Annotated in this window: 16 protein-coding genes, 3 tRNA genes and 1 pseudogene; 14 read left to right on the top strand and 6 right to left on the bottom strand. The window is 74.2% G+C overall.

Annotated elements, in window-relative coordinates:
• Together MF605_RS11195 and MF605_RS11190 are read left to right on the top strand one after the other, a co-directional pair.
• A pseudogene (locus MF605_RS11195) lies at window positions 1-293 on the top strand (pyridine nucleotide-disulfide oxidoreductase); the annotation flags it as partial.
• Between the two features lie 146 nt (window positions 294-439).
• Complete coding sequence (locus MF605_RS11190) at window positions 440-1,630, top strand: MFS transporter (RefSeq protein WP_242821287.1); 1,191 nt, start codon at window positions 440-442, stop codon at window positions 1,628-1,630.
• A gap of 187 nt (window positions 1,631-1,817) precedes the next feature.
• On the opposite strand, the gene MF605_RS11185 is transcribed toward MF605_RS11190, so the two are convergent.
• Complete coding sequence (locus MF605_RS11185; RefSeq protein ID WP_036317679.1) at window positions 1,818-2,321, bottom strand: hypothetical protein; 504 nt, start codon at window positions 2,319-2,321, stop codon at window positions 1,818-1,820.
• Window positions 2,322-2,361: 40 nt separating this feature from the next.
• Entirely contained in the window at window positions 2,362-2,850 is a 489-nt protein-coding gene (locus MF605_RS11180) for a YajQ family cyclic di-GMP-binding protein (protein WP_002856881.1), read from the bottom strand.
• Between the two features lie 209 nt (window positions 2,851-3,059).
• Here MF605_RS11180 and MF605_RS11175 point away from each other — a divergent pair.
• Both MF605_RS11175 and MF605_RS11170 read left to right on the top strand, forming a co-directional pair.
• A tRNA-Tyr gene (locus MF605_RS11175) sits at window positions 3,060-3,141 on the top strand.
• Window positions 3,142-3,361: 220 nt separating this feature from the next.
• Entirely contained in the window at window positions 3,362-5,122 is a 1,761-nt protein-coding gene (locus tag MF605_RS11170; RefSeq protein ID WP_134416932.1) for an AMP-binding protein, read from the top strand.
• Between the two features lie 15 nt (window positions 5,123-5,137).
• Here the strand turns inward: MF605_RS11170 and MF605_RS11165 are convergent, their stop codons facing one another.
• Both MF605_RS11165 and MF605_RS11160 read right to left on the bottom strand, forming a co-directional pair.
• Window positions 5,138-5,602, bottom strand: coding sequence for a hypothetical protein (locus MF605_RS11165; RefSeq protein ID WP_041103583.1), 465 nt, complete (start codon window positions 5,600-5,602; stop codon window positions 5,138-5,140).
• A gap of 205 nt (window positions 5,603-5,807) precedes the next feature.
• Window positions 5,808-6,836 (bottom strand): DNA-3-methyladenine glycosylase family protein, encoded by a 1,029-nt coding sequence (locus tag MF605_RS11160; RefSeq protein ID WP_044659543.1) that lies wholly within the window; start codon window positions 6,834-6,836, stop codon window positions 5,808-5,810.
• Between the two features lie 162 nt (window positions 6,837-6,998).
• Between MF605_RS11160 and MF605_RS11155 the strand changes: the two genes are divergently transcribed.
• From MF605_RS11155 to MF605_RS11145, 3 genes are all read left to right on the top strand, one after another.
• The gene (locus MF605_RS11155; RefSeq protein ID WP_036317690.1) at window positions 6,999-8,564 is read left to right on the top strand and encodes a pyridoxal-phosphate dependent enzyme; all 1,566 of its coding nucleotides are present in this window, start codon (window positions 6,999-7,001) and stop codon (window positions 8,562-8,564) included.
• A 61-nt stretch (window positions 8,565-8,625) separates the two neighbouring features.
• Window positions 8,626-9,885 carry a cystathionine gamma-synthase gene (locus tag MF605_RS11150; RefSeq protein ID WP_078025945.1) on the top strand — a complete coding sequence of 420 codons (1,260 nt, stop codon included), beginning with the start codon at window positions 8,626-8,628 and terminating at the stop codon, window positions 9,883-9,885.
• A gap of 66 nt (window positions 9,886-9,951) precedes the next feature.
• On the top strand, window positions 9,952-11,160 hold the full coding sequence (locus MF605_RS11145; protein WP_060974117.1) for an amidohydrolase: 1,209 nt from the start codon (window positions 9,952-9,954) through the stop codon (window positions 11,158-11,160).
• Window positions 11,161-11,200: 40 nt separating this feature from the next.
• Here MF605_RS11145 and MF605_RS11140 read toward each other — a convergent pair whose 3' ends face one another.
• A complete protein-coding gene (locus MF605_RS11140) occupies window positions 11,201-11,830 on the bottom strand; it encodes a hypothetical protein (RefSeq protein ID WP_060974118.1) in 630 nt (209 codons plus the stop codon).
• Window positions 11,831-12,139: 309 nt separating this feature from the next.
• Here MF605_RS11140 and MF605_RS11135 point away from each other — a divergent pair, with 309 nt between their 5' ends.
• The 7 genes from MF605_RS11135 (at window position 12,140) to MF605_RS11105 (ending at window position 17,122) form a co-directional block, all read left to right on the top strand.
• Window positions 12,140-14,269, top strand: a complete 2,130-nt coding sequence (locus MF605_RS11135) for a DEAD/DEAH box helicase (protein WP_134416933.1) — start codon at window positions 12,140-12,142, stop codon at window positions 14,267-14,269.
• Between the two features lie 87 nt (window positions 14,270-14,356).
• Window positions 14,357-14,428 (top strand) — tRNA-Thr (locus MF605_RS11130).
• Between the two features lie 60 nt (window positions 14,429-14,488).
• Window positions 14,489-14,562: transfer RNA gene (locus MF605_RS11125), tRNA-Met, on the top strand.
• Window positions 14,563-14,651: 89 nt separating this feature from the next.
• On the top strand, window positions 14,652-14,945 hold the full coding sequence (locus MF605_RS11120; RefSeq protein ID WP_041103577.1) for a hypothetical protein: 294 nt from the start codon (window positions 14,652-14,654) through the stop codon (window positions 14,943-14,945).
• Window positions 14,946-14,985: 40 nt separating this feature from the next.
• Entirely contained in the window at window positions 14,986-15,435 is a 450-nt protein-coding gene (locus tag MF605_RS11115) for an FAS1-like dehydratase domain-containing protein (RefSeq protein ID WP_002854745.1), read from the top strand.
• Complete coding sequence (locus tag MF605_RS11110; protein WP_078025942.1) at window positions 15,435-15,926, top strand: MaoC/PaaZ C-terminal domain-containing protein; 492 nt, start codon at window positions 15,435-15,437, stop codon at window positions 15,924-15,926. The genes MF605_RS11115 and MF605_RS11110 overlap by 1 nt, the downstream gene beginning before the upstream one ends.
• On the top strand, window positions 15,923-17,122 hold the full coding sequence (locus tag MF605_RS11105; RefSeq protein WP_101965855.1) for a UDP-N-acetylmuramate dehydrogenase: 1,200 nt from the start codon (window positions 15,923-15,925) through the stop codon (window positions 17,120-17,122). The genes MF605_RS11110 and MF605_RS11105 overlap by 4 nt, the downstream gene beginning before the upstream one ends.
• A 201-nt stretch (window positions 17,123-17,323) precedes the next feature.
• On the opposite strand, the gene asd is transcribed toward MF605_RS11105, so the two are convergent.
• On the bottom strand, window positions 17,324-18,496 hold the full coding sequence (gene asd, locus MF605_RS11100; protein ID WP_052520052.1) for an aspartate-semialdehyde dehydrogenase: 1,173 nt from the start codon (window positions 18,494-18,496) through the stop codon (window positions 17,324-17,326).
• Window positions 18,497-18,638 lie beyond the last annotated feature (142 nt).

Below are 18,638 nucleotides of genomic sequence, written 5' to 3'. Positions count from 1 at the left end.
TGATCGGGCACACCAAGGGTGACTCCCTGGAGACGATCAAGCATCTGATCGAGGACGAGCCGGGGCTGTGGACGGCCCAGGAGCCCTCCGAGGAGTCGGTGATCGAGCTGCTCGAGTCCCGTGAGGTGCCGTACACGACGTGGGCCGGTTGGCATGCTCTGGATGACCATGAGAAGTCCCTGGGTGCGCGGGCCACGGAGGCCGGTCCGGTGGCGCGGGAGCGGGTGAAGGTCGTGGACCGGGAGGAGATGACCCGCATCTCCCGCGACGGGGCCTCCGTCCCGACCGTCTGATCCGGGGCGGGCCCTGGCCGCCCCGGCGCTAGGCTTCCGGGGTGGCCCGCCTCCTCGTCGACATCACCCCGCTGCGGGTCTCACCCGCCTACCGGCGGCTGTGGCTCGGCAACACGCTCGCGTACGTGGGCACGTAGCTCACGCTCGTGGCGGTGTCCCTCGAGGTGTTCGCCCTGACCGGCTCCTCGTTCGCGGTGGGCCTGCTCGGCCTCGCCGCGCTCGTGCCGCTCGTGGTCGCGGGCCTGTACGGCGGCGCGATCGCGGACCGGCACGACCGCCGCCGCGTCGCACTGACCTCGTCGGCCGTCATGTGGCTGACCACGGTCGGCATCGCCGCGCAGGCCTGGGCCGGGCTCGAGTCGGTGCCGGTGCTGTACGCCCTCGTGGCCCTGCACTCCGGCGCGTCCGGCATCAACCAGCCCACCCGCGGCGCGATCATCCCCGCGCTCGTGGGCCTGCCGCTCGTGCCGGCGGCGAACGCGCTGAACATGATGACGTTCTCCGTGGCCCTGATGGTCGGCCCCGTGCTGGGCGGCGTGCTCGTGGCGGCGGTCGGCTACGCGTGGACCTACTCGATCGACGTCGTCACCTTCCTCGCCGCCCTGTACGCCGTGTGGCGGCTGCCGTCCCTGCCGCCGCAGCGGGGCGAGGCCGCGCCCGCCTCGGGGGCGCGCTGGGGCCTGGCCTCGGTGGTCGAGGGCCTGCGCTTCCTCGGCTCGCGACCGAACCTGCGGATGACCTTCCTGGCGGACATCGTGGCCATGACGACGGCGTTCCCGCGCGCCCTGCTGCCCGCCATCGGCGCCGTGGTGCTCGGCGGCGGTGAGGCCGCCGTCGGGGTGCTGCTGGCCGCGATGGCGGCGGGCGCGTTCCTCGCGGGGCTGTTCTCCGCGCCGTTCACACGCCTGCATGCGCAGGGCTGGGGCGTGTACGTCTCGATCCTCGTGTGGGGCGCGGCGGTGGCCGCGTTCGGCGGCGTGGTGTGGTGGGCGCAGTCCCTGCCCGACGGCGATCCCCGCCTCACGCTCGCGTTCGCCCTCGCCGCGCTGTGCATGGCGGTGGGCGGGGCCGCGGACTCGCTCTCCGGCGTCTTCCGCGGCTCGATCCTGCAGTCCGCGACCCCGGACCACCTGCGCGGCCGGCTGCAGGGCGTGTTCGTCGTCGTGGCGGCGGGCGGGCCGCGCCTGGGCGAGCTGCTCACCGGCGGCGCCTCCGTGGGCCTGGGGGAGGGGCCGACCCTGCTGGCCGGCGGTGTGCTGTGCATGCTCGGCGTGACCGCGCTGATGCGGTGGGAGCCCGGCTTCCTGCGCTACGACGCGCGGAACCCCACACCCTGAGCGGGCGCGGGGTTCCGTGGCGGGAGGCTGCGAGCCCGCGACCGCCGAGGAGCGCCGAGCCAGACGTTTCTGCCCGTGAGCCAGATGATTCTGCTGCAGATCGGGCCGCGAAACCGCCGAAACGTCTGGCTCGCGGCAGCCTGAGCCGCCGTCCACGGGAGCCACCACGACGACGGCGGCCGGCGGGTCAGCGGTCGCGGTCGGCCTGGAGCGTGGCCGGCACCGCGCCGCCCAGGCGCGTCCAGTGGCGGACGAGGTCCTCGTCCGGGGCCGCCTGGAGCGTCTCGCGGGCCGCCTCCTCCGCCTTCTTGATGCGGCGCTCCAGATCCTGGTCCGCGCCCTCGTAGGCGGCCGCGTGCCGGTGGGAGCGCAGCGATCCGACGTCCTCCGTGCGACGCTCCACCACCGCGAGCTGCTCGGCGATCGCGTCCTGGTTGGCGCGCTGGGCCTTCAGGTTCGCGGGGGCGAGCACCTGGGCCACGAACCCGTGGTCGAGGAGGAGGCCGCGCGGGGCGGCGATGCCGTGACGCAGCGCGAGGTCCACATGGTCCTCGAAGGTCAGGAGCATGGCGGCCTTGGTGAACTTCAGGTCGTCGACCGGGCGGCCGTCCACGCGGGCCCGGGCCCGCGCCCGGCCGATCGTGGTGTCGGCGGACCACACGGCCCCGCGAGGGTCGATCAGGTACAGCATGGGGACTCCTGGTGGGCTCGGAGGGGAGACGGCGTGCGGATCAGCGGAAGTTCACGAACTGCAGGTCCGCGTCCTCGAAGTCCTTGAGCATCGCGATGACCGACTGCAGGTCGTCGCGGGACTTGGAGGACACGCGCAGCTCGTCCCCCTGGATCTGGGCCTTGACGGACTTGGGGCCCTCGTCGCGGATCAGCTTGGTGATCTTCTTCGCGGTGGGCTGGTCGATGCCCTCCTTCATGGTCGCCTCGATGCGGTACTCCTTGCCGGAGGCGAACGGGGCGCCGGCGTCGAGGGACTTGAGGGAGATGCCGCGCTTGACGAGCTTGGACTCGAACACGTCCTTGACGGCCTTGACGCGCTCCTCGGAGGAGGCCTTCATGAGGATCTTCTCGCCGGAGAAGTCGATCTCGGCGCCGACGCCCTTGAAGTCGTAGCGCTGGGCGATCTCCTTCTGCGCCTGGTTCAGGGCGTTGGACACCTCCTGGCTGTCCACCTTGCTGACGACGTCGAACGTGGAATCGCTGGCCACGGGTGCTCTCCTTCAGGGTCTGCGGACGGGGCGCGCCCGTCGTCGACGGCCACTGCGGGGCCGCGCGGAGCGCTCTGCGGGCCAGCCTACCGGGGACGACGGACGCGGTCCCGGGCCGATTGGCGGCGTGGCGCGGAGATGCTGTACAGTGGACTCTCGCCCGACCGGTGCGGTCGTCCTCGAGACGTCCGGCAGCCGCCGGGTGGCAGGGCAGATTTCCCGAGCGGCCAAAGGGGGCTGACTGTAAATCAGCTGGCACTGCCTTCACTGGTTCGAATCCAGTATCTGCCACCGGAACGAAGACCCCGGGACCGTACGGTCCCGGGGTCTTCTGCCGTCCGGGGCCGTGGCACACCCCGCGTCCCCGCCCCGGGAGGTGGCGGCCTCCCGCCAGGCGACGTAGCCTGCCTGTGGTCCGTGTCACACCCGATGCCCTCCGCGGTCCGGCGGCGGCACGGCCGTGCATCGTGACGCCGTGCGGCGTCGCCCGACCGTCCGCGAGGAGCGCCCGATGACCGAGTCCACCGCCCCCGAGTCCTTCACCCAGGGACCGACCGACGTCGAGCTGCTCGAGCAGACCCTGGCCCAGAACCTCGACGACACCGCCCGCCGGTTCGCCGACCGCGCTGCCCTCCTGGAGTGTGGACCGGACGGGGACCCTGCCACCGGACGCACCTGGACCTACGGGCAGCTGCGGGAGGAGTCCGTGACGGTGGCCAAGGCGCTCATGGCTGCGGGCTACGAGGCGGGGGACCGGATCGGGATGTGGAGCCCCAACGTCGCCGAGTGGGTCTCGCTGCTCTACGGCGCGGCACGCGCCGGCGTCATCCTCGTGAACCTCAACCCGGCGTACCGCGCCCACGAGCTGACGTACGTGGTCGAGCAGTGCGACATGCGCGGGCTGGTGGTGGCCTGCGCGGACGCACGCATGGACCCGCCCGCCACCGCGCGGGCCGTGACCCGTGAGTCGGCGCCGCACCTGCGGCAGCTGATCATGCTGCCGGCCGGGAGCGGCGAGGACGCCTACGCCCACGTGCAGGACGGTGACGTGGCCGGCCGGCACGCCGCCGATCCCGTGGCCGAGGGCACGTGGGCCGCCTTCCTGGCCGGGGCCGCGCGGGTCTCGGACGAGGACCTGGCCGCGCGCGAGGCCGCCACCCGGCCGGCGGACCCCGTGAACCTGCAGTACACCTCGGGCACCACCGGCTTCCCCAAGGGCGTCACGCTGACGCATCGCAACGTGCTGAACAACGGCTTCCACATCGGCGAGCTGCTGGGCTACACGGAGGAGGACACCGTGGTGATCCCGGTGCCGTTCTTCCACTGCTTCGGCATGGTGATCGGCGTGATCGCCACCGTCTCCCATGGCTCGCTCGCCGTCATCCCGGCGCGCAGCTTCGAGCCGGTCTCGGCGCTGCGGGCCGTGGCCGCCACCGGCGCGACGAGCCTGTACGGCGTGCCGGCGATGTTCATCGCCATGCTCGCCCGGCCCGAGGCGGACGAGCTGGACCTGACGACGCTGCGCACCGGCGTGATGGCCGGCTCCACGTGCCCCGTCGAGGTGATGAAGAAGGTCATCGACCGGTTCCACATGTCCGAGGTCGCCATCTGCTACGGCATGACGGAGACCGCGCCCGTGTCCACCATGACCCGCCGCGACGACTCCCTGGAGGTGCGCACCCAGACCGTCGGCCGCACCATGCCCCACGTGGAGACGAAGATCGTGGACCCCGCCACCGGTGAGGTCGTCCCGCGCGGGGCCACGGGCGAGCTGTGCACCCGCGGCTACTCCGTGATGCTCGGCTACTGGGACGCCCCCGAGAAGACCGCCGAGGTGCTGGACGCCGACGGCTGGATGCACTCCGGCGACCTCGCCTCCATGGACGAGGACGGCTCCGTGCGCATCGAGGGCCGCATCAAGGACCTCGTGATCCGCGGCGGCGAGAACATCTCCCCGCGCGAGGTGGAGGAGTTCCTCTACACCCACCCGGACATCCAGGACGTCCAGGTGGTGGGCGTGCCGGACGAGAAGTACGGCGAGCAGCTCATGGCCTGCGTGATCATGAAGGACGGCGTCGAGCCGCTCACCGTGGACGCCGTCCGCGAGTTCGCCACGGGCCGGATCGCGCACTTCAAGATCCCGGCCTACGTCCGCGTGCTCGACGCCTTCCCCATGACCGTCTCCGGCAAGGTCCGCAAGGTCGAGCTGCGCGAAGAGGGCGCGAAGGTCGTCCAGGCCCAGGCCCAGGCCCACGCCCAGGGTGCGGGCTGACGACGACCGTCACCCTCAGGCGGCGGGCAGCGGGAACACGTCCCAGATGGTGCAGACCGCCTCGGGGGCGGCGCCCAGGATCGTGGCACGGTACGTGGTCGACCACGCCCGCGGGTCGGCGTCGCGCAGGCGCCACGTGCCGTCCGCGAGCACCGCGTCCACGAACGCGGAGGTGTCGGCGGGGCTGCCGTCCTCGTGGACCAGGGGGCCGCGACGCAGGGCTTCACCCAGGTCGCCCGCTCGGCCGACGGCGTAGAGCGCGGTCTCGTCCGTGTCCAGCACGAGGCCGCAGTCCTCCTCGAAGGCGGTGATCCAGGCCATCGCGTGCCGCATGGCCTCGTCCGGGTCGGGGTGGCGGGTCACGATGAGCACGGAGCCGCGCTCGCCCGGACGCAGGGAGCCGGGCGTGCCGGGGCCGTGCGGGTCGGGTTCGCGCGGGGCGGCGGCGGTGTGCGGGCGGGGCTCGAAGGCGGTGGTCATGGCGGTCTCCTCCCGGGTGGGGACTCATCAGGGTCCCGGCGGCGCCGCACCGGTCGGAGCGGCATCGCCCACGCTAGGAACCCGGGGCGGGCGGCCGGCCGGACCCGGCCGGGGCTGGGGAGGACACGCCGGGAGCAGCGGCCTGTGCAGGAGCGGAGGGGTCGCGCGGACGCGCCGGCACGGCCTCGGCCGGCCCGGCGTCGCGTCAGTGGGCGCGGTGGTCGGCCGGGGCGAGCTTGGGCCCGAACGCCTGCTTGCGCTCTCCGGAGAGCCCGATCATCCGCACCACCCGCTGCCGGTGCCCGGCCCATGGCGCGAGCAGGCGGAGCATCCCGGCGTCGTCGGTCCGGCGTCCCGTGAGGACCTGCCCCACGTACTGCGCCAGGTGGTAGTCGCCCACGGAGACGAGGTCCGCCGCCCCGTGGCTGCGCTGCAGCGCCTCGGCCGTGGTCCACGGCCCGATCCCGGGCACCGACTCCAGGCGCCGGGCCAGCGCGGCCACCCCGGCCGTGTCCCCGGGGGCGACCGCGTCGCCGAGCCGGTCGATGCTCGCGGCCCGCCGGGCGACCTCCAGCATGGTCCGCGACTGGGAGGGCTGCACCCAGGCCCGCGCATGCCAGTCCCACGAGGGGATCCGCAGGACGGCGGCCGGGGTCGGCGGCGGCAGCATCCCCGGCGGCACCGGGCCGGGGGCGGGCCCGTCGTCGTCGATCCGGGCGGCCAGCCGCACGAGGGTGCGCCAGCCGTGCCGCGCCTGGTCGTGGGTGACCTTCTGCTCGAGCACGGCGGTGAGCAGCTGCCGGGACAGCGCGCCCGCCGCTGGCAGCCGCAGCCCGGCCCGCATCCGCCGCGCCTCGCGCACGTGCGGCGGCAGCGCGGGCGCGCCGGAGTCCGGCCGCAGCAGGGCGTCGAAGGCGTCCCAGCCGTCGTCGTGCAGGCCGAGCAGGCGTTCCACGCCGGCGACGGCGGCGCTCGCGCCCGCGCCCCACGCGCGGGCCGTCACCGCGGTGCCGCCCCCTGCGGCCTCCCGGACGCCGGAGACCAGCAACGACGTCGGCCGGCCCGGGCCGCCCGACGCCACGTCCGGGGCGGGGGAGCGCAGAGTGAGCCAGACGCCCTGCGGTGTGGCGCGGACCGTGGGGTCGGCCGCACCGCGCTGCAGGGGGCGCAGGGTGAGCGCGACGTCCACGGGGACGGGCACGCGCACGCGGCGCTCGGCGTCCGGGGCGGTCATGCCCGCACCGTACACCCGGGCCCGGACAGGACGACGTCGGCCGTGACGGCGCGCACGCCGGGCGTTGCCCCGCGTGTCCGGAGCCCTCCTTCGGCGTCCGGCCCCTGGCGTAGCGTGGGGTGCGTGAGTGAAAAGACCCCCGCGCCCACCCCTGCGCAGCCCATGCAGTACGCCGAGAACGTCCTCGAGCTGATCGGGCACACCCCGCTCGTGAAGCTGCACTCCGTGACGGAGGGCATCGAGGCCACCGTCCTGGTGAAGGTCGAGTACCTGAACCCCGGCGGCTCCGTGAAGGACCGCATCGCGCTGAAGATGATCGAGGAGGCCGAGCGCGAGGGCCTGCTCGGCCCGGGCGGCACCGTCGTGGAGCCCACCTCGGGCAACACGGGCGTGGGGCTGGCCCTGGTCTCGCAGCTCAAGGGCTACCGCACCGTGTTCGTCACCCCGGACAAGGTGGGTCAGGAGAAGCGGGACGTGCTCAGCGCGTACGGCGCCGAGCTCGTCGTCACGCCCACCGCCGTGGACCCGACGTCCGAGGAGTCCTACTACGGGGTCGCCGACCGCCTCGTGCGGGAGATCCCCGGGGCCTATCAGCCCAACCAGTTCTTCAACCCCGCCGCCCCGGCCTCCCACTACGAGACCACCGGCCCCGAGATCTGGGAGGACACGGCCGGCCGCGTCACCCACGTCGTGATGGGCGCCGGCACGGGCGGCACCATCACGGGCACCGGCCGCTACCTCAAGGAGGTCTCGGCGGACCGCCCGTCCGGTCCGGTCCGCGTGATCGGCGCGGACCCCAGCGGCTCGGTGTACTCCGGCGGCGCCGGCCGGCCCTACTTCGTCGAGGGTGTCGGCGAGGACATGTGGGTGGACAACTACGACCCCGCGGTCCCGGACGAGGTCATCGCCGTCGAGGACGCCGAGGCCCTGGCCATGACCCGCCGCCTCGCCGCCGAGGAGGGCCTGCTCGTGGGCGGCTCCTCCGGTCTGGCCGTCGTCGCCGGCCTGCGCGCCGCCCGCGAGCTCGGCCCGGAGGACGTCATGGTGATCGTGCTGCCCGACTCGGGCCGCGGCTACCTCGCCAAGATCTTCAACGACCCGTGGATGGACGAGCGCGGCTTCGACTACGACGTCCGCGAGACCGTGCTGCCGGCGTGGGCGCGCGGGCGCACCCGCTCGGCGGTCCCGCAGATGGACGACGACGGCGCCACGGGGGCCGCCGGCGGGGCCGGCACGCCCGTCGAGGTGCTCGAGCACGCCGACGCCGAGCCGGCGACCCGCGCGGGCGCCCCCGCCGAGGCCGACCGCTGGTCCGCGACGGCGGGGGAGCTGCTGACCGAGAAGGCCGACCTGTTCCCGGGCTCCGTGCCCACCCTCGTCACCGCGGCCCCGACCACCTCGGTGGCGGACGCCGTGGCGACCATGAACCGGTACGGCGTCGACGCCCTGCCCGTGATCCTCGAGCCCCGGCACGACCTGCGGATCGGCGAGGTCCGCGGCACCGTCTCCTCCGCCGCGCTCGCGGACGCCCTCGCTGAGGGGCGGGCCACCGCGCAGACCCCCGTGGCCGACGTCATGGGCCCCGTGCTGCCCTGCCTGGGGGCGCGCACCCCGCTGCGCGCCGTGGCCCGGCGCCTCGCCCAGGACCCCGTGCTGCTGGTGCTCGAGGCCGGCCGCGTCCAGGGCGTCGTCACCCTGCACGACGTCCTCGCCCACGTCACCGCCTGAGGCCGGCCGCACCGGCCGCGCCCGCCCCACCCGACCCGATCTCTCCGAGGAGGCTCCCGAGATGACCGAGCAGAACGTCCACGAGGACCCGCACGCCACCACCCCCGACACCGGCGCCGAAGACGCCGCCGCCCACCCCCAGGGGGGAGGCTTCGGCACGCGCGCCGTGCACGCGGGCCAGCACCTGGACGAGGTGTTCGGCGCCGTCGTCCCGCCGATCCACCTCTCGAGCACCTACGCGCCCACGGCCGTCGGCGAGCTGCGGCGCGGCTACGACTACGGCCGCGGCACCAACCCCACCCGGGACGCGCTGCAGGAGCAGCTGGCCGCGCTCGAGGCCGGCGTCGACGAGTCCGGCGCCCCCCGGGCCACCGGCCTCACGTTCGCCTCCGGCCTGGCCGCGGAGACCGCGCTGATCATGGGCGCGGGCCGGCCGGGCATGACGATCGTGCTCGGCAACGACGTGTACGGCGGCTCCTACCGCCTCATCTCCCGCGTGCTCGCCCCGTGGGGCGTGGAGCACGTCGTCGTGGACATGGGGGACGCCGAGCAGGTCGCCGCCGCCGTCGAGCGCGCCGCCGCCGCGGGGCCGGTCATGGTGTGGCTGGAGACCCCGTCGAACCCGATGATGAAGATCTCCGACGTCGCCGCGGTCGCCGAGGCGGCCCACGCGCACGGCGCCCTGCTCGTGGTGGACAACACCTTCGCGACGCCGTACCTGCAGTCCCCGATCGCCCTCGGCGCGGACGTGGTGGTGCACTCCACCACGAAGTACATCGGCGGCCACTCGGACGTGATCGGCGGGGCGCTCGTGATCCCGGACGCCGCACTCGCCGAGCAGGTGAAGTTCCAGCAGTTCGCGGCGGGGGCCGTGAACGGGCCCATGGACGCGTACCTGACCACGCGCGGCCTCAAGACGCTCGGGGTGCGCATGGACCGTCACCAGGCCAACGCCCAGGCGGTCGCCGAGTGGCTCACCGGCCGCGCCGAGGTCTCCCAGGTGCTCTACCCGGGGCTGCCGGACCACCCCGGCCATGAGCTCGCGCAGCGGCAGATGCGCGGTTTCGGCGGCATGGTCTCGCTGCGCCTGTCCGGCGGCGCCGCGGCGGCCCGCCGCGTGGCCGAGTCGACCCGCCTGTTCCAGCTCGCCGAGTCCCTGGGCGGCATCGAGTCGCTGATGAACTACCCGGCGGAGATGACCCACGCCTCCGTGGCCGGCACCGAGCTGGCCGTGCCGGACGACCTGCTGCGCCTGTCGGTGGGCATCGAGGACGCCGAGGACCTCGTGGCGGACCTGGAGCGGGCTCTGGGCAGCCTCTGACCCGCCGACGTCCGCCAGAGGTCTAGCGCACGGGTGGGGAGCACGGGGCGGCGTAGTGTGACGGGCATGACCCTCACCGCCTTCGTCAACGCCCATGTCGTCCCCGTCGCCGCCGAGCCGTTCGACGGCGCCCTGCTCGTCGAGGACGGCCGGATCACCGCGCTCGGCCCCGACGTCGAGGCGCCCGACGGCGCCGAGGTGGTGGACTGCGAGGGGCGCTGGCTGCTGCCCGGCTTCGTGGATGCCCACGTCCACCTCGGCATGCACGCCGAGGGCGAGGTCGGTGCGACCGCGGACGTCAACGAGATGACGGACCCGGTGATGGCCGGGGTGCGGGCGATCGACGCCGTCGACCCGAACGAGCCGGGCTGGAAGGACGCCCTGGCCGGCGGGGTGACCACCGTGAACGTGAACCCCGGCTCGGGCAACCCGATCGGCGGCCAGGCGGTGGCGCTGCACACCCACGGACGCACCGTGGACGAGATGGTGCTGCGCAGTCCCTCGGGCGTGAAGTCCGCCCTCGGCGAGAACCCCAAGAACGTCTACAAGGAGAAGGGCCGCACCCCGTCCACGCGGCTGGGCACCGCCCTCGTGATCCGCGAGGCGTTCCTGCGGGCGCAGGGCTACATGGCCCGCCGCGCGGAGGCCGAGCGCGAGGACAAGCCCTTCACCCGCGACCCCCACCTCGACGCCCTCGCCCTCGTCCTGGAGCGCACGATCCCCTGGCGCCAGCACTGCCACCGCACCGACGACGTCGCCACCGCCCTGCGCCTGGCCGACGAGTTCGGCTACGACCTCGTCCTGGACCACGGCACCGAGGCGCACCCGCTGGCCGACCAGCTCGCGGCCCGCGGCGTGCCGGTGCTGATCGGCCCGCTGTTCACCACCAAGTCCAAGCCGGAGCTGCGGGGCCGCTCGATGCGCAACCCGGGCCGTCTGGCGCGGGCCGGCGTCGAGATCAGCATCATCACCGACCACCCGGTGGTGCCCATCGACTTCCTCGTCTACCAGGCGGCGCTGTCGGTGAAGGAGGGCCTGGACCGGGAGACCGCCCTGCGCGCCATCACCCTGCATCCCGCGCGCGTGCTGGGGCTGGACGACCGCATCGGCTCCCTCGAGGTGGGCAAGGATGCCGACCTGGTGCTCTGGTCCGGCGACCCGCTCGATGTCATGCAGCGGGCCCTGCGCGTGTGGATCGGCGGCCGTCAGGTCATGGAGTACGACCTCGCCACGGCCCGGCCCGTCGTCGCCTCCGCCCGTCCCGTGGAGGACTGAGCGGCGCCGCCGCCCGGCGGCGGGGGCGGGACGCGCGGGCTCAGCGCCGCACGCGCGAGCGCACGGGCGGCAGCCAGACGAGCGCGGCGCCCAGGAGCATCACGACGGCGAGGATGATCAGCAGGCCGTTGGCCCGCAGGAACGCGGGGGCGGCCAGCAGGACGGCGATGAACGTCAGGGTCCCGATCGCCGAACGACGGCGGCGCAGCAGACCGATCCAGCCCCACAGGGACGCCGCGGCCAGCAGGGCGACGGCGGTGCCCATCGTGAACTGCCCCGTCGCGCCGCCCAGCACGCCCACCGACTCCATGCCGGTGAGCGGATCGATGACGGGCTCGCCGCTGTCCTGTGCGCGGGCCCCGTTCCAGAGGAACGCGCCCGCGATGCCGATCAGCACCACGGTGACCGCGAGCCAGTAGAGGCGCGCGACCTTCAGGAGCGGGTGGACGAGGCCGGCGTCGGACTCGGCCGCGTCCCGCGCGACCAGGTCGCGCTCGCGGTCCGCGCGGCGCCGTTCCAGGCGCTCCTCGTCCTCGGCGGTGAGGCGGGCGCGCTCGGCGCGCAGCCGTGCGTCGTCGGCCCGCTGATTCTCCCGGAAGGACTGGGCGGCGCGGCCGGCGGCCCGGCCGAGCCCGCGGGCGAGGGGGCGGTCTTCGCTGTTCTGGGGCACCTGCCGAGCCTATCGCCCCGGCCGGTGAGCGACCGGGGTGTCCGAGGGCGCAGCCCGGCCCGGGATCCGGTGGCGTAGACTGGGCGGACCGGATCCGGTCTCTCCCCCTGTGATGAATGAGCGTGGACGCGTGTGCCACGCCGGACTGCAGATGTCTGTGCAGATGTGTGTGCGGGTCACGAACGTCGTGGCCCTCGGGGGCTGCCGGGTGGACGGAATCATCTGACCCAGCTGGCCCCTGCGCCCCACGACGTCGACCCGCGACCGACGTCCTCCGGCGTGCGCCCGCGCATCCCCACAGGAGGACCCATGTCCGACATCCTCGATCCCCAGACCACCGCCGAGGTCGCCCCCGAGCTCGCCGAGGCGGAGCAGGAGGCCACCGGGACCGTCCCGCAGGTCGACGCCGCCGAGCCCGCCGCCCCCGAGGCTCCCGCCGAGCCGGCCGGCCCCACCTTCCTGGACCTCGGCCTGGATGCCCGCGTCCTGGCCGCCGTCGAGGACCTGGGCTACACCGCGCCCTCGCCCATCCAGGAGGCGACCATCCCCCTGCTGCTCGCGGGCCGCGACGTCGTGGGCCTGGCCCAGACCGGCACCGGCAAGACCGGCGCGTTCGCGCTGCCGGCGCTCTCCCGCCTGGCGGAGGCCTCGGACGTCAACGGGCGCGCCAACGCCCCGCAGATCCTCGCCCTGGCCCCCACGCGCGAGCTCGCGCTCCAGCTCGCCGAGGCCTTCGACGCGTACGCCAAGCATCTCGGCGACGTGTCCGTGCTGGCCGTCTACGGCGGCTCGCCCTACGGCCCCCAGCTCTCCGCGCTGCGCCGCGGCGCCCAGGTCGTCGTCGGCACGCCGGGCCGCGTGATCGACCACCTCGAGCGCGGCTCGCTGGACCTCTCCGACCTGCAGACCCTCGTGCTGGACGAGGCGGACGAGATGCTGCGCATGGGCTTCGCGGAGGAGGTGGACCGCATCCTCGCCTCCACCCCGGACACGAAGCAGACCGCGCTGTTCTCCGCCACCATGCCCCCGGCCATCCGCCGCATCTCCGCCCAGTACCTGAACGCCCCGGAGGAGGTGGCCGTCGCCCGTCAGTCGACGACGTCCGCCACGATCCGCCAGCGCTACCTGCAGGTGGGTCACCAGTGGAAGTTCGAGGCCCTGAGCCGGATCCTCGAGACCGAGGAGCACGACGGCGTCATCGCCTTCGTGCGCACCCGTGCCGGTACCGAGGAGCTCGCCCAGAAGCTCACGCGCGCCGGGTTCAAGGCCGTGGCCATCTCCGGCGACGTCGCCCAGAAGCAGCGCGAGAAGACCGTGGAGGACCTGAAGGCCGGCCGCGTGGACATCCTCGTGGCCACCGACGTCGCCGCCCGCGGCCTCGACGTCGAGCGCATCTCGCTCGTGGTCAACTACGACATTCCGCAGGACGCGGAGTCCTACGTGCACCGCATCGGCCGCACCGGCCGCGCCGGCCGGCAGGGCGACGCCGTGCTCTTCATGACCCCGCGCGAGCGCTTCCTGCTCAAGCAGATCGAGCGGACCACCCGCCAGCAGGTCGAGGAGATGGCCGTGCCCTCCGTCGCCGACGTCAACGCGGCCCGCAAGCGCCGCTTCGCCGACGGCATCACCCGCACCCTCGAGCGCGCCTCGGAGGAGGAGCTGGCGGTGTTCGGTGAGATCGTCGCCGCGTACGTCGACGAGCACGAGGTCGAGCCGGCGCGTGTGGCCGCCGCGCTGGGCATGATGGCCCAGGGCGGCCGCCCGCTGCTGGCCCGCGAACAGGAGATCCCGTCCGGCGGCGGCCGGGGCCGCAAGGACCGCGACGGCGGTCGCGAGGGTGGGCGCGACGGCGGCCGTGAGCGCGGCGCGAGCGACGGCCGCGGCTCGCGTGGCCCGGCCCGGGAGCCCGCGGCCGGCAACGCGACGTACTGGATCGCCGTCGGCCACCAGGACCGTGTGCGGCCGGGCAACATCGTGGGCGCGCTGGCGAACGAGGTGGGCCTGCCCGCCTCGGCCATCGGCGCGATCGACCTGCGTGGCAACCACTCGCTCGTCGAGCTGCCGGCAGACCTGACCTCGGCCCAGCTCGAGGCCGCGGCCAACGCCGAGATCAACGGCCGTCGCCTCGGCCTGCGCAAGGACACCGGCCGCCCGACCCGCGCCGAGCGTGACGGCGAGGACCGCGGTGAGCGCCGCGGCGGCTTCCGCAAGGACCGCGGCGAGCGCGGCGAGCGCGGCGGCTTCCGCGGGGACCGCGACGGCGGCCAGCGCGGCGGGTACCGCAAGGACCGGGACGACCGCGGCTCCCGCGAGGATCGTGGCGGCTTCCGCAAGGACCGGGACGACCGCAGCTTCCGTGGCGACCGCAGGGGACGCCCCGGCGGCCGCAAGCCCCGCTGGGGCGCCCAGGAGCGCTCGGATCGGGGCGCCCGCCGCTGATTCCGCCGGGGTGCCGACCCCGCCGGAGGCCGTGACCGGGGCCGATTTTGCATCGGCCCCGGGGCCCTGGTAGAGTCTCACCTCGTTGCCCCGATAGCTCAGTGGTAGAGCGCCATCTTGGTAAGATGGAGGTCCCGGGATCGATTCCCGGTCGGGGCTCTGACATGAGAGCCCGCCCTCGCGGCGTGAAAACCGTGAGTGCGGGCGTTCTCGTGTCGTGGCGGCGTAGCTCAGCTGGTTAGAGCGCACGACTCATAATCGTGAGGTCGGGGGATCGAGTCCCCCCGCCGCTACGGAATCGGACGGACCCGGTCACCTCCTCGGAGGGGCCGGGTCCTTTCGCGTTCCGGGGCCCGTCCGTCGCCCCGGTAGCCTGGCGGGCATGTCCACGCGTCGCCCCGCCCACCAGCCCACCCGCGGCACCGCCGCGCCCCGCGGCTTCGTCTCCCCGTGGGAGCACGGCTCCCGGCTGTACCGGACCCTCGTGCTGACCGGCTCCGCGCTGTTCCTCGTGGGCATCGTGCTGGCGGTCGTCGGCGGCACCACCGGACGCCTCGCCGTCTCCGGGACCGCCCTGGGCGTGCTCGGCGCGGGCGTCGCCGTTCACCTGTCCGCTCAGCTCGTGCGCTTCCGCCAGGCCGCCCGCCGGCAGGGGGAGCGGCGCCCCGGCCGTTAGGCTGGACGGCAGTCGAGAACCGTCCCGCAGGAGGCCCGAGTTGAGCGTGAACCCCGACGTCGCCGGGCGGAGCTATCCGCCCGCGCCCCCCTTCCAGGTCGGTCGTGAGGCGGTCCGCGGCTTCGCCGAGGCCGTGCAGGCCCAGCATCCCGCGCACCACGACGTCGCGGCCGCCCGGGCCCTGGGACACGCCGACCTGGTCGCCCCCCCGACCTTCGCCGTCGTCATCGCGCAGCGCGCCGAGGCCGCCGTCGTCGCCGATCCCGAGCTGGGGATCGACTTCTCGCGTGTGGTCCACGCGGACGAGCGCTTCGTCCACCACCGCCCGCTGGTGGCCGGGGACGAGGTCGTGGCGACCGTGCGGGTCGAGGCCGTGAAGTCCCTCGGCGGCAACCGCATGGTCACCACCGTCACCGAGATCGCGGATCTGGACGGCGCGCCCGTCTCCACCGTCACGTCCACCCTGCTGGTCCGGGGAGAGGAGTCCTGATGAGCACCGCCCCCCGCCTGTCCGACCTCGCCCGGGGCGAGGTGGTCGGCACGCGCACCGTCACGTTCACCCGCGCCGACCTCGTCGCCTACGCGGGTGCCTCCGGCGACCGCAACCCGATCCACTGGTCCCCGTCGTTCGCCGAGCACGTCGGCCTGCCCGGCGTCATCGCCCACGGGATGCTCACCATGGGCGCGGCCGTGCAGCTCGTCTCGGACTGGGCGGGCGACCCGGGCGCCGTCGTCGACTACCAGACCCGCTTCACCGGCATGGTGCCCGTCGCGGACACCACGGGGCGCACGGACGACGACGGCGCGCCCGTCCCCGGCGCCACGCTCGAGGTCGTCGGCACGGTCGGCGCCGTGGACGAGGCCGCCGGGACCGTGCGGATCGACCTGAACGTCACCAACCCGGACGCGGCGAAGCCGCGCGTGCTGACCAAGGCGCAGGCCGTGGTCCGTCTGGCCGACCCCGCGGGGGAGAGCGCGTGAGCGAGCGGCTGGCGGACCACACCACCACCCGCGTCGGCGGGCCTGCGCGCGCGTGGGTCACCGCGCGCACCGAGGCCGAGGCGATCGAGGCCGTGCGCGCCGCCGACGCGGCGGGCGAGCCCCTGTTCGTCCTCGGCGGCGGTTCCAACACCCTCATGGCGGACGCCGGCTTCCCCGGCACCGTCGTGCGGCTGGCCTTCGAGGGCATCCACGTGCTGGACGGGCCGCTGCCCGGCGAGGGCGAGACGCCGCCCGCCGGCGACGGGGCCCGGTCCGCGGACCACGAGGGGGAGGCCGTCGTCGTGCGGATCGCGGCGGGCCACCCGTGGGACGACGCCGTCGCATGGACCGTGGCGCACGGGCTCGGCGGGATCGAGGCGCTCTCGGGCATCCCGGGCTCGGCCGGCGCGACGCCCGTGCAGAACGTCGGCGCGTACGGCGCGGACGTCTCGCAGGTGCTCGTCGCCCTGCGCGCGTGGGACCGGGAGGCGGGCGACGTCGTCGAGCTGACGCCCGCGGACCTGCGCTTCGGCTACCGCGACTCCGTGATCAAGCGCTCCATGCTGGAGACCGGCGCGCCGAGTCCCCGGTGGATCGTGCTCTCGATCGACCTGCGGCTGCGTCGCGCCTCCTCCGACGCCGAGCCGACGGTGCCGGTCCGCTACGGGCAGCTGGCGGCCGCGCTCGACGTCGAGGAGGGCGCCCATGCCCCGCTCGCGGTGGTCCGCCGCGAGGTGCTGGCCCTGCGCGCCGCCAAGGGGATGGTGTCCGATCCGGCGGACCCGGACACGTGGTCCACGGGCAGCTACTTCACAAACCCGATCGTGCCCGCGTCCGTGCGGGCCTCCCTGCCCGACGGCGCCCCGGCGTTCGCCGCCGGCCAGGCCGAGGACGGGACGCCGCTCGTGAAGCTCTCGGCGGCCTGGCTGATCGATCGCGCGGGCTTCGCGAAGGGCTTCGGGCTGCCCGAGGTCGCCCCCCGCGAGGGCGGGCCGGACGGCCGCGGAGCCGACGGCACCGGCCTGGCCGGGGGCCGCGCGTCGGTGTCCACGAAGCACACCCTCGCCATGACCAACCGCGGCGACGCGACCACCGAGGACGTCCTGACGGTCGCGCGCACCGTGCGCGACGGCGTGCGCGAACGCTTCGGCGTCGAGCTGCACCCCGAGCCGATGATCATCGGCACCAGCCTCTGACCCCTCACTTTCGTTCGGGAAACGGCGCCCCCAGGAGTGCTTTCGTTCGGGAAACGGCGCCCCCGAGGCGGCGCGGGCGCCGTTTCCCGAACGACAACGCGCGAACACCCGCCGTTTCCCGAACGAAAACGGGGGCTGGGGGCACGGGGGCAGGGGGGTGGGGCCGGGTCCCCGCGCGCGCCGCGGCACCGGCGTCGCGGCTCAGAGGTTGCCGGTGGCGATCATCAGCATGCGACGCACGGGCTCGGCCGCACCCCACAGCAGCTGGTCGCCGACGGTGAACGCCGAGAGGTACTCGGGACCCATGTTGAGCTTGCGCAGCCGGCCGACGGGGATCTGCAGGGTGCCGGTCGCGGCGATCGGGGTCAGGTCGGTGACCGTGGCCTCCTTGGTGTTCGGCACCACCTGCACCCACTCGTTGTCCGCGGCGATGATCTGCTCGACCTCATCCAGCGGCACGTCCCGGGTGAGCTTGAGGGTGAGGGCCTGCGAGTGGGAGCGCATGGCGCCGATCCGCACGCACAGCGAGTCGAACGGGATCCGGTCCGCCCCGGTCAGTCCGAGCACCTTGTTGGTCTCGTCGTAGGCCTTGCGCTCCTCGCGGGAGACGCCGTCGCCCAGGTCGGAGTCGATCCAGGGGATCAGCGAGCCGCCCAGCGGCACGCCGAACTGCGTCGAGTCCAGGCCGCCGCGCTGCAGCTCGATCACCTTGCGGTCGATCTCGAGGATCGCCGACGCCGGATCGGCCAGCTCGGCCCGCACCGCGCCGCCCAGCTCGGCGTACTGGGTGAGCAGCTCGCGCATGTGCCGGGCGCCGCCGCCGGAGGCCGCCTGGTAGGTCATGGCGGTGCCCCACTCGACCAGGCCCGCCTTGAACAGGCCCCCCAGGCCCATGAGCATGCAGGAGACGGTGCAGTTGCCGCCGATGAAGTCCTTCGTCCCGTTCGCCAGGGCGGCGTCGATGACGCCGCGGTTCACGGGGTCCAGCGCGATCACGGAGGTGTCCGCCATGCGCAGGGTGGAGGCGGCGTCGATCCAGATGCCGTCCCAGCCGGCGGCGCGCAGCTTCGGGTACACGGCCTGCGTGTAGTCCCCGCCCTGCGCGGTGAGGATCACGGGCAGGGCCGTGAGCGCGTCCACGTCGTACGCGTCCTGGAGCACGCCCGGGTCACCGGCCATGCCCTCGAGCACGGGCGCGGGACCGCCGGCGTTGGACGTGGAGAAGAAGACGGGATGGATACGGGCGAAGTCGCCCTCCTCGGCCATGCGCTGCAGGAGGACGGACCCCACCATGCCGCGCCAGCCGACCAGGCCCACGGTGGGCACGGCGGCCGCGTCGGGGGCGTTCACAGATGCGGGGGCAGCGGAAGTCATGCCCTCCAGGCTAGCTGTTGTGGGTCATGAGGTTCTTGACATCCGTACCGGGCTGAGATGAGACGAGTGGGCCTCTCCCGCAGGATGGAAGTTCCTCAACAACCCACCTGCCAGAAGAGACCCACTCATGACTCACGCTAAC

The sequence above is a fragment of the Micrococcus luteus genome (assembly GCF_022664405.1).
Classification (GTDB): Bacteria; Actinomycetota; Actinomycetes; order Actinomycetales; family Micrococcaceae; genus Micrococcus; species Micrococcus luteus.
This window is presented reverse-complemented; position numbering and strand designations above follow the sequence as displayed.

Bases quoted from the DNA above. Each gene is read 5' to 3' on its own strand.
- MF605_RS11155 (WP_036317690.1), top strand. From the start codon at position 6,999: ATGCAGTACGCCGAGAACGTCCTCGAGCTGATCGGGCACACCCCGCTC.
- asd (WP_052520052.1), bottom strand. From the start codon at position 18,496: ATGACTTCCGCTGCCCCCGCATCTGTGAACGCCCCCGACGCGGCCGCC.
- MF605_RS11165 (WP_041103583.1), bottom strand. From the start codon at position 5,602: ATGACCACCGCCTTCGAGCCCCGCCCGCACACCGCCGCCGCCCCGCGC.
- MF605_RS11145 (WP_060974117.1), top strand. From the start codon at position 9,952: ATGACCCTCACCGCCTTCGTCAACGCCCATGTCGTCCCCGTCGCCGCC.
- MF605_RS11170 (WP_134416932.1), top strand. From the start codon at position 3,362: ATGACCGAGTCCACCGCCCCCGAGTCCTTCACCCAGGGACCGACCGAC.
- MF605_RS11135 (WP_134416933.1), top strand. From the start codon at position 12,140: ATGTCCGACATCCTCGATCCCCAGACCACCGCCGAGGTCGCCCCCGAG.
- MF605_RS11110 (WP_078025942.1), top strand. From the start codon at position 15,435: ATGAGCACCGCCCCCCGCCTGTCCGACCTCGCCCGGGGCGAGGTGGTC.
- MF605_RS11150 (WP_078025945.1), top strand. From the start codon at position 8,626: ATGACCGAGCAGAACGTCCACGAGGACCCGCACGCCACCACCCCCGAC.
- MF605_RS11160 (WP_044659543.1), bottom strand. From the start codon at position 6,836: ATGACCGCCCCGGACGCCGAGCGCCGCGTGCGCGTGCCCGTCCCCGTG.
- MF605_RS11120 (WP_041103577.1), top strand. From the start codon at position 14,652: ATGTCCACGCGTCGCCCCGCCCACCAGCCCACCCGCGGCACCGCCGCG.
- MF605_RS11185 (WP_036317679.1), bottom strand. From the start codon at position 2,321: ATGCTGTACCTGATCGACCCTCGCGGGGCCGTGTGGTCCGCCGACACC.